The organism is Chryseobacterium sp. Marseille-Q8038 (assembly GCF_965111995.1).
In genome coordinates this window covers 2,100,456-2,114,960 of record NZ_CBCOPN010000001.1, presented here as the reverse complement: position 1 = coordinate 2,114,960, position 14,505 = coordinate 2,100,456, and the positions used below count along the sequence as shown (strand labels likewise).

Genomic DNA, 14,505 nt, shown 5'->3' with positions numbered 1-14,505 from the left:
CAAAATCACTGGTATTGTAATGATACAAAACAAATTTATTGATGAATAGAACGATCCTTTTTGCTTTCCTTTTCACACAGAACATCCTTTCTGCACAGTTTTCCCAAAGAAATTTGTCTTCTGAAAACTGGCAGTTCAGAAATTCAAAAGATCAAAACTGGCTTCCCGCAAAAGTTCCGGGAACAGTGCATCTGGACTTAATCAGTAACAAGATTATTCCGGATCCTTTTAAAGATGAAAACGAAAAGAAAGTACAATGGGTGGAAAATGAAGATTGGGATTATCAGACTCAATTTATGATTTCATCTCAGGAACTGAAAAATGATAATATTGATTTGGTGTTTAATGGACTGGATACATTTTCTGAAATTTATCTTAACGGTAAGCTCTTAAAGAAAACAGATAATATGTTCAGGAAGTGGAATATTCCTGTGAAAAAATATCTGAAAGCAGGTAATAATATCGTACAGGTAAAGTTTCAATCTGCCGTAAATACCGGAAAAGAACTGGCTAAAAAAGTTCCGTTTACCATGCCGGAATCACCAAGAAGTTTTGTGAGAAAAGCACAATATCAGTTTGGCTGGGATTGGGGACCAAGGCTTGTTACTGCAGGAATATGGAAAGATGTTCAATTGGAATTCTGGAATAATGCCAAAATTATTACGGTTAAAGACATTCAGAACACAACTTCTAAAGCTATTAATGATTTACGTTTTGACGTAGAAATTTATGCTGAAAATGCGGGTGATTACACATTGGATCTTAATAAAATCCACCAAAAAATAGTTTTAAAAAAAGGAATCAATACAATTTCGGTTCCTTATGAAACGAAAGGAATGAAGCTTTGGCAGCCTAACGGCCGTGGGGAAGCCAACCTCTATGATTTCGAAGTAAAACTTTCAAAAGATCAGAAAAATATTGATGGTAAAAATATCAGGATAGGCCTAAGAACGGTAGAATTGGTACAGGAAAAAGATGAAAAAGGAAAGTCATTCTACTTTAAAGTGAATGGGCAGCCATTGTATATCAAAGGAACCAACTGGATTCCCGGAGACAGTTTTTCACCAAGAATGACCAAAGAAAAATATCAGAAGCTGATCAAAGATACCAATGATGCCAATATGAATATGATCCGTATCTGGGGCGGAGGAATCTATGAAGATGATGAGTTTTACAAAGCCTGTGATGAAAACGGAATTTTAGTATGGCAGGATTTTATGTTTGCAGGAAGTTTTTATCCGGCAGATGAAGCTTTTTTAAATAATGTAAAAGAGGAAGTAAGAGATCAGGTCAACAGACTTCAGAATCATCCGTCAATTGCTTTGTGGTGCGGAAATAATGAAATTGATGAAGCTATAGTCAACTGGGGATATCAAAAACAGTTCAAATATTCAAAAGACGACTCATTGCAGGTTTGGAAAGACTATAAAAAGTTGTTCCATGATGTCATTCCCAATGCATTGTCAGAAAACCTGAAATCAGATAAAAATATATATTGGCCAAGCTCTCCATCCATCGGTTGGGGACATAAAGAAAGCCTTACAGAAGGAGATTCCCATTATTGGGGTGTTTGGTGGGGTGAACAGCCCTTTGAGATTTACAACGAGAAAGTAGGACGTTTCATGTCGGAATATGGTTTTCAGGGCACACCCAGCCTTGAAACCACAAAATCTATGTTTTCAGGAACTCCGGAGTTAAACCTTCAAAATCCAACAATTAAAGCTCATGAAAAACATGCAAGAGGCTGGGATATTATGAATGAATATCTGAAGCGTGATTATAAAATTCCCACGGATTTTGTACAATATAATTATGTTTCACAGCTTTTGCAGGCAAGAGGAATGCAGATTGCCATTGAAGCTCACCGCCGCGCAAAACCATACAATATGGGAACGTTGTATTGGCAGCTCAACGACTGCTGGCCAGTGGTTTCATGGTCTTCCATTGATTATCTCGGAAACTGGAAAGCCTTCCATTATCAGGCAAAAAGAAGTTTTGAACCTGTGTTGGTATCAATAGCTGAGACCGATAAAAGTTATGATGTTTATCTGATCAGTGATTTGATGAATACATTAAAGCTTGATACAAAATTTGAATTGATTGATTTTAAAGGAAAAACACTTTGGAAATCCACTCAGTCAGATGATATTAATGCTGATGTAAGTAAGAAAATTAGAAGCATCAGTAAATCAAAACTCGCTCAGTTTGATTTGTCCGGAGTTGTTTTAAAAATAAGTTCTGATAAGGATACAACATTTGAAAAGCTGTTCTTTTTCAATAAGCCTAAAGATCTAAAGCTTTCAAAACCTGAAATTAAAATCAGAAAAATTTCACCCACCGAAATTGAAATATCAACGGACATCTTGGCAAAAGATGTTTACCTTATCGGAGATACTCACTTCAGTGATAATTTCTTTGATCTGTTACCGGGAACCTCCAAAAGAATCACTCTTTCAAAACCTTTGCAAGACGTTGAAGTGATGAGTCTTTGGGATGTGATGAAAGATTAAACTTTTTTAAAGTGCTGAAGTAGCCAAAGCATGTCAAGGTTTTAAACCTTGACATGCTTTATACCTAAAAAAATATAAATTTTACCCTTCCAACTCAAAAATCAGCCGTAAATTTGCACTATATTTCTTTATAGTTATGGTAAATTTTGTTCTGATTGCAGTGTGTATCATTGCAGGAATGATATTCAAAGCAACAAAATCTATCCACCCCGATGCCCATAAAGGTATCAACACCTGGATTCTTTATCTTGCTCTTCCGGCAGTTTCGTTTAAATATCTGCCTAAAGTAAAATGGACAACAGAAATGCTGTTTCCCATTGCAGCCACATTTTTAATTTCTGTGTTCTGTTTCTTCTTTATGATGTTGTACAGCAAAAGCAGAGGGTATTCCAGGCGGTCCAGAAGTACTTTAGAACTGGCAAGCGGATACAGTAATACTTCATTCATAGGATTCCCGTTAATCAGTGCTTTTTATGGGGAAGGTCTGCTGAGTATTGCGATTATCTGTGATCAGACCATGTTTTTTGCCCTTTCCACACTCGGAATTATTGCTGCCGTAAAAGGCGGAAGCAAATCAGGAAAAGTAAGTGCCTTATTTATTTTAAAAAGACTGGTGACATTTCCTCCGTTAATAGGTTGTATTTCCGCCCTTGTATTATCGCAGTTTATAGATTTTACTGTTGCAGAACCGTTTTTTGATAAATTAGCCGCTACGGTAAGCCCATTAGCTTTGTTTTCTGTTGGATTACAGCTGAAATTCAATGGATGGAAAAAACTGATTCCTCAGATGTCAATGTCGATGCTTTATAAATTGATTCTTGCCCCTGCAATTGTGTTGGGAATGGCTCTGTTATTGGGAATAAAAGGAGATGTGGCAAAAATTACTGTTTTTGAAGCGGCGATGCCTACACTTGTTACTTCAAGCATCATTGCAGAACAGTTCAGGCTGAATACAAAACTCACCAACCTGATCATTGGAGTCAGTATTATTGTCGGATTTTTTACTTCTGCATTTTGGTATGAGATGACTGAACTGCTTTTTTAATGATTAGTCATCGTTTATTAATATGGACATTCTTTGTTGTTTTGGAGGGATATCTTTGCTGAGTGGAACGCCCTTGCGAACGAATTAAAACGATTCATCATATCTTTGCAAACATTGTGTTTAGACCATGTTTTGGCTAAAGCCGATTGAGATTTTGATTACTAATTAAACGGACTAAAGTCCGTTCCTATTGAATTTTTTCTGACAAGGGTTGCTGGCACTGTTAAATAGCACGAAAGAACTACTGTAAAGTTGCAGTTCTCTCAGGAAAAATCTAATTTTACACTTTAAATATTTCCCTTGCAATACGCTCAAATTGTTTTACCCCTGAACCTGAAAGGATCTTTTACCTATAAAGTTCCTGAAGAAATGATGTCTGAAATCCAACCTGGAATGCGTGTTCTGGTACCTTTTGGAGGAAAGAAGATTTATACGGGAATTGTATTTGAGCTTCATGATAACGCACCGGAAAACTTTGTAGCAAAGGAAGTCATCAGCATGTTGGATGATAAACCCATTATGCCTCAAGAGCAGATTGATTTCTGGAATTGGCTATCGGAATATTACATGTGCAGTCTGGGAGAAATCTACAGGTTTTCATTTCCTTCTTCATTAAAACTGGAGAGTGAAACCTATTTAAAATTAAAACCTGGAGTCGTTGTAGACTTTGAAAATCTGGATGTCAACGAAATGTACCTAATTCAGGCACTGGAAGTGCGACAGCTGATTAATCTCACGGATATTGAAGCTTTTATTCCTAAAAAGGATATTATTAAAACAATCAATTCATTGATTGACCTTCAGTACATTGAGATTGATGAGAAAGTTGCTGAAAAGTATAAAGCGAAGGAAGTTGCTTATGTAAGAATCGATGATGAGGTTTTGGTCAATCAGAATCTTACAGACATTCTTTTAAAACTGAACAGGGCTCAAAAACAGAAAGATCTTTTCCTTCTTATTTTGGAAAAGCAGACAGAAAAGCCGGATGTTCCTATTAAAAAATCGGAGCTGTTTGAAGATGGTTATTTCGGAAGCTCTCACTTCAAACCTTTGGCAGATAAAGGTCTTGTGGAGGAATATTACATGCAGAAAGACAGAATTGAAAGCTATGAAGGAGAAATTGAAGAACTCGAAGAACTTTCAGAACAGCAGAAAACAGCAAAATCTGAGATTGATGAAGCGTTTGAAGAAGGGAAGAATGTTTTGCTTCACGGAGTGACTTCCTCAGGGAAAACTCATATTTATTTAGAGAAAATTGATGAATGCATCCGTGACGGAAAAAATGTTCTGTTCTTGCTTCCTGAAATTTCTCTCACCAAACAGATTACCCAGAGATTAGAAAAAAAATATGGCCGACAGCTTGGTTTTTATCATCAGAAACTGACTGATTTTGAAAGAGTAGAAGTGTGGCGAAGAATCAGGCAGAATGATATCCGTATTCTGATAGGAACCCGTAATGCTCTGTTTTTACCTTATCAGAACCTTGGGCTCATTGTTGTGGATGAAGAGCATGATTCTGCGTACAGACCAAGAGAAGTTTCTCCTTATTTTAATGCTAAGGATGCATCATTGGTTTTGGGTGGATTTTACAATGCAGGAGTGATTTTAGGCTCTGCAACACCTTCTGTTGAAAGCTATTACAGAGCCCGGAAAGATAAAATGAAATATGTTTTCCTGAATGAAAGATTCGGGAATGTCAATCTGCCGGAATATGAACTGATCAACTTCAAAGAAGCCCTGGAATCAAAAAAGGTTTCAGGAAATTTCTCCCTGAAGCTTATTGAAGAAATAAAGAAAACCGTAGATGAAAAGAATCAGGCGATCGTTCTGCACAATCGTCGTGGCTATTCAAATGTCATAGAATGCGAGAGCTGTGGTTACGTAAATTATTGCTCCAATTGTGATGTGGTAATGACTTATCACAAAGCGGCCAATGAAATGAAGTGCCATTATTGTGGACAAAGAGCCTCAAAACCGAGAACCTGCCCGAAATGCAATTCTGAAAAGCTGAATGAAAGAGGAGTTGGAGTAGAACAAATTCATGAGGAAGTTACCCAACTGTTTCCTGAAAATGAAGTAGACAGAATGGATGTAGATTCTATGCGTAAAAAATTTGCCTACGAAAAGCTTTATGAGAAGATTGAAGATGGAGAAACAGATATCATTGTAGGAACACAGATGATTTCCAAAGGGCTTGATTTTGATCATATTGAGCTGGTTACAATTCCGAAAGCGGATTCCTTATTATATGTACAGGATTTCAGAGCAGAAGAAAGAGCTTACCAATTGATTACACAGGTTTCAGGAAGAGCGGGAAGGGTTTCCGGAAAAGGGAGAATCCTTATTCAGACCTTCAATCCTGATCATTCTGTATTTCAGCTGATCAAGATGAACAATCCTGCGAAGATCTATAAATATATCCTTACAGAACGTCAGAAATTTCATTATCCGCCATTTACCAAGCTGATTATGATTGAAATGAAGCACAGAAGGGAAGATAAAGTAGATCGTGCGTCTCAATTTCTGGGTTCAATCCTCAGAAAATACCTTCCGGAAGATTGTGTGTTAGGCCCGGAAAGAGCTCAGATTGCAAAGCTCAATAATCTGTATCAGTTCCAGATTATGCTTAAGCTTCCCCGTGGAAAAAACTATGAGAAATTTAAAAACATGGTTTTGATTAGTTTGAAAGAATTTGATGAAATCACTGCTTATCAAAGCATTAAAAAAGATGTTTTTGTAGATTTTTAACAATTTTTAACAAACTTTACACTCTTTTATAACAGGTCGGTGGTCCGTTATATGACAATAATTTCTACTTTTGGACGTTGATTAAGTGTTTGGCTCTTTTATTGGATGATTTAACCTGTCATTTTTTATAGAGTCAAAACTATAGAACAAAAAGAAGATAGATGGTAAATTTCAGAAAATATATTTCAAGTGCGGCGGTGTTGGCTTCTGGTCTTTTCCTGGCTCAATCTACCGTTTCTACCGTTCTTTATTCTCAGAATTATGACAATCAGAAAAGCAGTTTAAACCTGCCATCACCCGTAAGTACGATGGTGGAGAAAACTGTTTTGTCAGCAAAAGAACTGGTAGACATTAATGTAAACACAATGATGGCGGATCCTGTGCTGAAAAATGCAACCTGGGGATTCGTAGTGTACGATCCGAAAACGAAGAAGGTAATCTCTTCGTACAATGAAAATACTCCTTTAGTACCTGCTTCTACAACAAAGCTCCTTACAACGGAAACGGCATTAAATATGCTGGGGGAAAACTACCGTTGGATGACGCAACTGGAGTACTCAGGAACTATAGATGAAAATGGAGTTTTGAATGGAAATCTTTATGTGATAGGAAGTGGTGACCCTTCTTTGGGAACAAACAAAGCAGGAGCGGCCTCTTATAGAGATATTATTTCAGATTTCGTAGGCGGAGTTTCAAGAGAGGGAATTAAAAAGGTAAATGGTGATATTATCATTCAGACAGCGCTTTTCAAAGGCAATATTTCAGTGCTTCCGGAAAATGTTGTATGGTTGGAAAACAATAATTACTATCTGCCTGCAGGAAGTACCCGCGATATCAATCCGGCCAACGAAAAACTGATTGTTAAAAAAGGAGGTTTCTCTACAGAAAAGAAGTTTTTCTACGTTTCTCCTTACAACCATCAGATGGTATATGCTGACAAATATGAAGGAAACGGAGTTTTAACTACCAAACTTCCTGATGCTCCGGCTTACCTTGCCAACTCTTTCAGAACAACATTGGTGAAAAGCGGAATTTCTGTTACCGGAAAAGTAACCCCGAAAATGACAGATGCAGCTCCGGAAGGAAGAAAAATGCTTTCAGCATATAAATCACCTACTTTGAATGATATTATTTATTATACCAATCAGCACAGTGATAACTCATTGGCAGAAGCTTTGCTGAGAACGGTAGGATATCAGAGAATGGGTGACCAGACTTCAGAATCAGGGAAAATTGTAGTAACCAATCACTTGAAAGATGCAGGATTTGATATGATTGGTCTTAACTATATCGATGGAAGCGGGCTTTCAAGAAGTAATAATGTAACCCCAATTTCTCAGGTGAAGTTTCTTACTTCTTTAATGGATCAGAAATATTACAGATCTTATCTCACTTCTCTGCCAATCGGAGGACAATCCGGAACATTAAAAAGAATGTTTAATGTAGGAGGGAACGGACAGGTTTTTGCTAAAACAGGAACTTTAAATAAAGTAAAAACATTGGCAGGATATCTGAAAACAAATTCCGGGAAAACATTAGTGTTCTCTTTAATGGTAAATAACTATTCAGGATCTGTAGATATGGTGAAGAAAAGAATGGAGAAAATTCTTGAACCTGCATTGGATCTTTAAAAATTTTTTATTTTATATATTATAACGGCCTTTTAATCATTGATTAAAAGGTTTTTTTTATATTTGATTAAATTTTTCTAAACATGACAAAATTGTACCTTTTGGTGTTGGGATTTTTATTATCTCAGCAATTCTATAGCCAGAAGCAACGGCAAAATACGGATATGAAAGGATTGATCGAAAAAGAGAAAAAATCCTTTACTCAAAAAATGAATATCGGGAATATCAATCCCAATACACTCAATTACGATTTACAGTATCAAAGAATGGATGTTAGCCTGGATCCTGCGGTATATAATATCTCCGGATCAGTGACTTCTCATTTTAAACCAACACAAAGTATGGGAAGTATTTATTTCGATCTTTCCAACTCCTTAACGGTTTCCCAGGTGAAATATCACGGAACCAATATTACAAGTTTTCAGCAGCTTCCTTCCAAAGAACTTAAGATTGATTTTCCGGCTTCTATTCCGGCCAATACACTGGATTCTCTTACCATCTATTATGCAGGAGCACCCTCTACAGCTAATGATGCTTTCAAAACTGCCCTTCAGAGCGGAACTCCGGTTCTTTCTACGTTGAATGAACCTTACGGTGCACAGGATTGGTTTCCTACCAAACAAAGCTTAAATGATAAGATCGAAAGATTTGATTTTAAAATTACTACGCCATCCAATTACAGTGTGGCAGCCAATGGAAAACTGATGTCTGAAACATTTCCTACAGGATCTACAAAGCTTACTTTCTGGAGAACAATGTATCCTACACCAGCGTATCTGATTGCATTGTCCATTACTAATTTTGTAAAACTTACAGATACCATCGGGAATCCTCCGTTTCCTTTTGTCAACTATATTTATCCGTCCACGAATTCCAACCAGACCAGTCTGAATAATATTCAATGGACGAAGCAGGTTATGGGTACTTTTGAAACCTATTTTGGAACTTATCCTTTCCGTAATGAAAAATATGGACATATGGAATTCATGTACGGAGGCGGTATGGAACATCAGACAATGTCTTCTATGGGAAGCTGGGGTAAACAGCTTATTGCCCATGAGCTTGCCCATCAGTGGTTTGGAGACAAAGTAACTTGTGGTGCCTGGAATGATATCTGGCTGAATGAAGGTTTTGCAACTTTTGGTGAACATCTTGCCAATGAAAAACTGCTTATGACCAATACTGAATTTCTGAATTATCTACAGGGACAATCCAATTACATTACTGCAAGTACAACAGGAAGTGTATATGTACCGGATAACGGACTTTCAAGCATCAACAGAATATTTGACAGCAGATTATCCTATTCCAAAGGAGGATATGTGCTGAGAATGCTGAAGTGGATTTTAGGTGATGCTGCATTCTATCAGGCACTTAAAGATTATCATGCAAGACCGAACCTGGCATACAACTATGTGCGTACAGCTGATTTTAATGCTTCTTTGCTTCAGTCTACCGGAACAGATTTTACAGAATTTTTTAATGACTGGGTATATGGAGAAGGATATCCTACTTATACTATCAAATGGATGCAGGGCGGTAATCAGGCTTTATTTAAAGTTTCCCAGACGCAAAGCAGCCCTACAGTTAGTTTTTTTGAAATGCCTTTACCTATTAAAGTGACAGGAACTTCGGGGCAGACGGCTTATTTTGTTCTTAATAATACATCCAATAACCAAAGCTTTTTGCAGTCGGTAACATTCCCTATTGCAAGTGTTCAGTTTAATTATGAATATCAGATTATTGAGAAAAACTCTACGGTTACCCAGGATAATACTTTAAGTGTTTCTTCCGTTGAGAAGGAAGGTTTTGGCCTATATCCGAACCCCGCAAAAAATGAAATTAATCTGAAAGGAATTAACAGAGCTGTGGATTTTACGATTCATGCTATCGATGGAAAACTGGTAGGAAAAGGAACGTATCAGCCAGGCAAAGCAATTGGAATTTCAGAATTGATTCCCGGAGCTTATGTTATTACTATTGACGAAAAGAGTATTAAATTTATCAAACAGTAACACGGAAGAGATTAAAGGATAAATCCTTAATTTTTTCGAAATCAATATAACCAGAAAACAAAGGAGCTTTCAAATTTGAAAGCTCCTTTGTTTTCTGGCTGCTCTGGCTCCTCTTTTTCTGGCTAGCCTGACCTTGTAGGAGAACCATTTTTCTTTGAATATTTTGCGCATGAGATTATCAAAATGTCTGGTGATGACCAGGTTTTTAAAACCCCGCCATTTTTCGAGAGAGCTTGATGGAAGTGCTCTTACCGATATAGAATATCCTTCCGTATCATATTGAATATAATGCCACCATCCGGAAGGAATATAAAGGGTTTCTCCGGGATGAATGATGGCTTCGTAGCCATTTAAATAAAGAAGAGCCGGATATTTTCGGTAATCAGGGTTTTTAATCTGAGCCAGGCTGTGGAAGTTATAAGGCAGTTTATACATAAAATCAGACTGTTCCCACGGGAAGAGCCAAATCCTTTTGATTCCCTGAAACTGTGTAATGAAAACGTGCGACATGTCGATATCAATATGGTTTCTGGTGACAGAACCTTCACCTCCAAAAAACATAAAAGGCAGCCATTTTAGTATTTTACCATGGGTCACATCATTGTAAATAAGATCATTCTTAAGTTCGGGTTTTATTTTTAAGAGATTAAATAAGAAAAGTCTGTGTTCAGTTGGGGTAGACTGTATCAGGTCAAGGTATTCTGAAAAAGTAGACTGGGCTATAGGATCACTGGCTACTCTGTCCAGGGAATCAAGCTCACTACCATATATATTCACCCTGTAATCTCCTGCAATTTCCTTGAAGTATTCATAGTTCCACTTTTTGAAAGCTGGACTTTCCGGATGGATAAAGTTTTCAAGAATAATAGGAACTCTCGGCTTCATATGGCTGTTGATAAAGGTTTCTGAACTGATTGTCTTTATTTTTTGTACCGGCTTTAATCTCATGCATTAAAAATTTAAACAAATATAAATATTATCCTACTAAATTTATAGACTAATAGTGTTAAAACTGATTCCTGAATTGATTTTTTAGAATTAAGCTTATAAAAGGTTTTATTTTACTGCCTTTTTAGTAAATTAGCACATCTAAAAAATTACTAAAAATGATCTCTGAAAAATACCTTCAACATTTACAGAACGAACTTCAGAATATTGAGAATGACGGACTTTACAAAAGAGAAAGAATCATCACGTCTCAGCAGAGTGCAGAAATAGAAGCGAACGGAAAAAAGCTTTTGAACTTCTGTGCGAACAATTATCTGGGATTATCCAACAATCCGGAAGTGATGAAAGCTTCTCAGGAGATGATTCAGTCTCACGGGTATGGAATGTCTTCTGTACGTTTCATCTGTGGAACACAGGATATTCACAAAGATTTGGAGAAAAAAATTGCTGATTTCTTAGGTCTTGAAGATACCATCCTTTATGCTGCTGCATTTGATGCAAACGGAGGAGTTTTCGAACCATTATTTACAGAAGAAGATGCTATTATTTCAGATGAACTGAACCATGCATCAATCATTGATGGTGTTCGTCTTTGTAAAGCTGCGAGATACAGATATAAAAACAATAATATGGCTGATCTGGAAGCGCAACTGATTGCAGCTTCTGAAAAAAATCACCGTTTCAAAATTATCGTAACAGATGGAGTATTCTCAATGGACGGTATTGTTGCAGATTTAAAAGGTGTTTGTGACCTTGCAGACAAATATGATGCTTTGGTAATGGTAGATGATTCCCACGCTACAGGTTTCATTGGGAAAACAGGCCGTGGAACTCACGAAGCTAATGAAGTAATGGGTAGAGTAGATATCATCACTTCTACTTTAGGAAAAGCTTTAGGAGGTGCTTTAGGAGGATTTACTTCCGGTAAGAAAGAGATCATTGATATGTTGAGACAGCGTTCAAGACCTTATCTGTTCTCTAATTCTTTAGCCCCGGGAATTGTAGGAGCTGCTTTGAAAGTGTTGGATATGATCTCTGATGATACTTCTCTTCGTGATAAAGTAATGGAAAATGCAGAATATTTCAGAACGGAAATGAAAGCGAAAGGCTTTGATATTCCTGAAGGAGATGCTGCAATTGTTCCGGTAATGCTTTACGATGCACCTCTTTCTCAGAAAATGGCTGAAAAGCTTATGGATGAAGGGATTTACGTAATCGGATTCTTTTATCCTGTAGTACCAAAAGGAAAAGCGAGAATCAGAGTACAGTTATCTGCGGCTCACACAAGAGAACATTTGGATAAAGCCATTGCTGCTTTTGAAAAAGTTGGAAAAGAATTAGGAGTGATCTCTTAAGATAAAAAATCTACTTTTGTAGAATAAAAAACAGGATTTCTTATTTAGAGAAATCCTGTTTTTTTATGAAAAAATATTCAGTACTCTATTTTTTTGTAATTAAATGAATGCTATTGCTGAATAAATGATAATATAATATATTTGGAACACTAATTCTAATAGCCATTTTGTGAAAAAATATTTACTTCTTTTTGCTTTTTTTAGCTTTTTCAATACAATTTATGCTCAATCGAATGATTACAAATCAATACTTACCGTAAGTGCTTTTGCTCCTTTTCGTGACCAGCGCTATAATGTAGGTTATATGGGGAAAATAAATGAAAGATGGTGGGTTGGAAGCGAATTGGCCTATGGAACAGACAAAATAATGCCCGTAAATATGGGCAATTTTGAAGGGAAAAACAGGATTTTTGAGATAAGACCGGAAGTTTTTTACAGTTTGGTGCCTCAATCAAGATTAAAACATTTTGTATCAGCAGAAGTTTTCTATTTAAATCAAATAGGAAAAAATATTTCAGGAAAATATTACGATGAAAATGATGTGTATTATTCTTTTAGTTCAGCAGATTATAAAAGAACCAAATATGGATTAAATATTAACTACAGCATTTTGATTCATAAAGAATCTTCATGGTTTGGTTTTATGCCTAAAATTGGCTTTGGTATCAGGCAAAAAAATATTTCTTATACTAATATGACAGGAAAGGAAGAAGATTATGCTCCGGTAGATGTTCTTCCTTTTGATTATCATTCAAATCGGCAAGGTTCCAATCTGCGTTTTAATTTTAATGTTGATATGAAATTCATTTTCAAATTCTAAACAATATTGAATCTTTATTATTTTATGCTAAAGATTTTAGATTAAATTCTCTTTTTTTCCGAAATAAACTATCTTTGCAAACAAATTTTTAGGATGCTGTATACCATCATCAAAGCTTTACATATTATCTTCATGGTAAGCTACTTTGCGGGAATTTTTTATCTCGTGAGGATTTTTGTTTATTATAAAGACACCGATGAATTTCCTGAAGAAAAAAAGAAAATTCTGAGAGAGCAGTACACTTTTATGGCCAGAAGACTGTGGAATATTATCACAGTTCCTGCCGGAGTAATCATGGCGGTATGCGGATTGGTTATGATTTTTTTAAATACCGGGCTGATGAAAATGCCGTGGTTTCATTTGAAACTGACTTTCCTTATCGGGCTTGCCATTTATCATTACTGGTGCTGGAAAAAAGTTCTTCATTTAAAAGAATTACATGGAGATACACTGCCGATTGCTAATATCAAACTGAGACAGGCGAATGAAATTGCAACATTCATTCTGTTTCTGGTTGTATTTACCGTTATTTTAAAATCGATGGTGATTGAATACTGGTGGCAATTAATTGCAGGATTTTTCGTTCTTGTATTTCTGATCATGATGACCGTGAAACTGGTTAATAAAAATAAAAAAAACAAATAATTGTGGAGTAGGACGTATGCCTTCATACATTCATCCTTTTTACATCTTACAAAAAAACTATGATTGCAATTTTAAAGAAAGAACTTTGGAGTTACTTTGGAAACTGGAGTGCATGGGTGATCATCGCCGCTTTCAGTTTGATAGCAACCCTTTTCCTGTTCTTTTTCGACAACGATTCTAATATTTTTGAGATCGGAATGGCCTCGTTGCAGAGCTATTTTGTATTGGTTCCATGGCTGTTGATGTTTATCATTCCTGCCCTTTCCATGAAAACTTTTGCAGAAGAACAGCAAACGGGAACATTAAACTGGCTTTTCTCGCAGCCGTTAAGAGTTTCAGAACTGGTAACCGGAAAATTCCTTTCTGTATGGATCGTTGGAATTTTATGTCTTATTCCTTCATTGATTTACCTTTATACGGTATACGTGTTAGGAGTGCCTGCTGGAAATATTGATCTTGGAATGACCTTTGGAAGTTACATTGGCTTGATTATTTTAATCGCCGCATTTTCAGCCGTGGGAATTCTGGCATCTTCATTATCACAGAATCAGATTATGGCTTATCTGCTGGGTGTTTTCATGTGTTTCATTATGTATTTTGGAATCGAACAACTGGCAAGTTATAAACTATTGGGAGGTGCAGATTTTATCCTTCAGAATATTGGCTTTTATCAGCATTTCTTAGGCTTTACAAGAGGTCTTATTGATTTTAAAGATGTAGCCTATTTTGTACTTGTCATCGGTGCTTCATTAGTATTGTCTAATCATTTTATTAACAAAAAGAAGTAG

General features: G+C 36.3%; 10 protein-coding genes. 9 read left to right on the top strand and 1 reads right to left on the bottom strand.

Translation table 11 applies throughout. From position 1 onward, the window contains the following. The first annotated feature begins 41 nt into the window (after positions 1–41). From ACWPWS_RS09825 to ACWPWS_RS09805, 5 genes are all read left to right on the top strand, one after another. Positions 42–2,510 (top strand): beta-mannosidase, encoded by a 2,469-nt coding sequence (locus ACWPWS_RS09825; RefSeq protein WP_454046354.1) that lies wholly within the window; start codon positions 42–44, stop codon positions 2,508–2,510. 136 nt (positions 2,511–2,646) lie between these two features. Next, complete coding sequence (locus ACWPWS_RS09820; RefSeq protein WP_209785278.1) at positions 2,647–3,555, top strand: AEC family transporter; 909 nt, start codon at positions 2,647–2,649, stop codon at positions 3,553–3,555. Between the two features lie 300 nt (positions 3,556–3,855). Next, positions 3,856–6,303 (top strand): replication restart helicase PriA, encoded by a 2,448-nt coding sequence (gene priA, locus ACWPWS_RS09815; protein WP_454046353.1) that lies wholly within the window; start codon positions 3,856–3,858, stop codon positions 6,301–6,303. Positions 6,304–6,464: 161 nt separating this feature from the next. Further along, positions 6,465–7,934, top strand: a complete 1,470-nt coding sequence (dacB, locus tag ACWPWS_RS09810; RefSeq protein ID WP_454046352.1) for a D-alanyl-D-alanine carboxypeptidase/D-alanyl-D-alanine endopeptidase — start codon at positions 6,465–6,467, stop codon at positions 7,932–7,934. 83 nt (positions 7,935–8,017) lie between these two features. Continuing rightward, on the top strand, positions 8,018–9,949 hold the full coding sequence (locus ACWPWS_RS09805) for a M1 family aminopeptidase (protein ID WP_454046351.1): 1,932 nt from the start codon (positions 8,018–8,020) through the stop codon (positions 9,947–9,949). Between the two features lie 69 nt (positions 9,950–10,018). On the opposite strand, the gene ACWPWS_RS09800 is transcribed toward ACWPWS_RS09805, so the two are convergent. Next, positions 10,019–10,897, bottom strand: a complete 879-nt coding sequence (locus ACWPWS_RS09800; protein WP_454046350.1) for a cupin-like domain-containing protein — start codon at positions 10,895–10,897, stop codon at positions 10,019–10,021. A 158-nt stretch (positions 10,898–11,055) separates the two neighbouring features. On the opposite strand from ACWPWS_RS09800, the gene kbl reads away from it, so the two are divergent. The 4 genes from kbl (at position 11,056) to ACWPWS_RS09780 (ending at position 14,505) form a co-directional block, all read left to right on the top strand. Next, positions 11,056–12,252 carry a glycine C-acetyltransferase gene (gene kbl / locus ACWPWS_RS09795; protein ID WP_105683686.1) on the top strand — a complete coding sequence of 399 codons (1,197 nt, stop codon included), beginning with the start codon at positions 11,056–11,058 and terminating at the stop codon, positions 12,250–12,252. Positions 12,253–12,421: 169 nt separating this feature from the next. Further along, positions 12,422–13,072: a hypothetical protein gene (locus ACWPWS_RS09790; RefSeq protein ID WP_454046349.1), complete on the top strand. Its 651-nt coding sequence runs from the start codon at positions 12,422–12,424 to the stop codon at positions 13,070–13,072. 93 nt (positions 13,073–13,165) lie between these two features. Beyond that, positions 13,166–13,717: a CopD family protein gene (locus tag ACWPWS_RS09785; protein ID WP_047432297.1), complete on the top strand. Its 552-nt coding sequence runs from the start codon at positions 13,166–13,168 to the stop codon at positions 13,715–13,717. Positions 13,718–13,776: 59 nt separating this feature from the next. Beyond that, positions 13,777–14,505, top strand: coding sequence for an ABC transporter permease (locus tag ACWPWS_RS09780; RefSeq protein ID WP_105683683.1), 729 nt, complete (start codon positions 13,777–13,779; stop codon positions 14,503–14,505).

Coding starts and splice junctions, on each gene's coding strand:
- ACWPWS_RS09825 (WP_454046354.1), top strand. CDS start 42: ATGAATAGAACGATCCTTTTTGCTTTCCTTTTCACACAGAACATCCTT.
- ACWPWS_RS09820 (WP_209785278.1), top strand. CDS start 2,647: ATGGTAAATTTTGTTCTGATTGCAGTGTGTATCATTGCAGGAATGATA.
- dacB (WP_454046352.1), top strand. CDS start 6,465: ATGGTAAATTTCAGAAAATATATTTCAAGTGCGGCGGTGTTGGCTTCT.
- ACWPWS_RS09805 (WP_454046351.1), top strand. CDS start 8,018: ATGACAAAATTGTACCTTTTGGTGTTGGGATTTTTATTATCTCAGCAA.
- ACWPWS_RS09800 (WP_454046350.1), bottom strand. CDS start 10,897: ATGAGATTAAAGCCGGTACAAAAAATAAAGACAATCAGTTCAGAAACC.
- kbl (WP_105683686.1), top strand. CDS start 11,056: ATGATCTCTGAAAAATACCTTCAACATTTACAGAACGAACTTCAGAAT.
- ACWPWS_RS09785 (WP_047432297.1), top strand. CDS start 13,166: ATGCTGTATACCATCATCAAAGCTTTACATATTATCTTCATGGTAAGC.
- ACWPWS_RS09780 (WP_105683683.1), top strand. CDS start 13,777: ATGATTGCAATTTTAAAGAAAGAACTTTGGAGTTACTTTGGAAACTGG.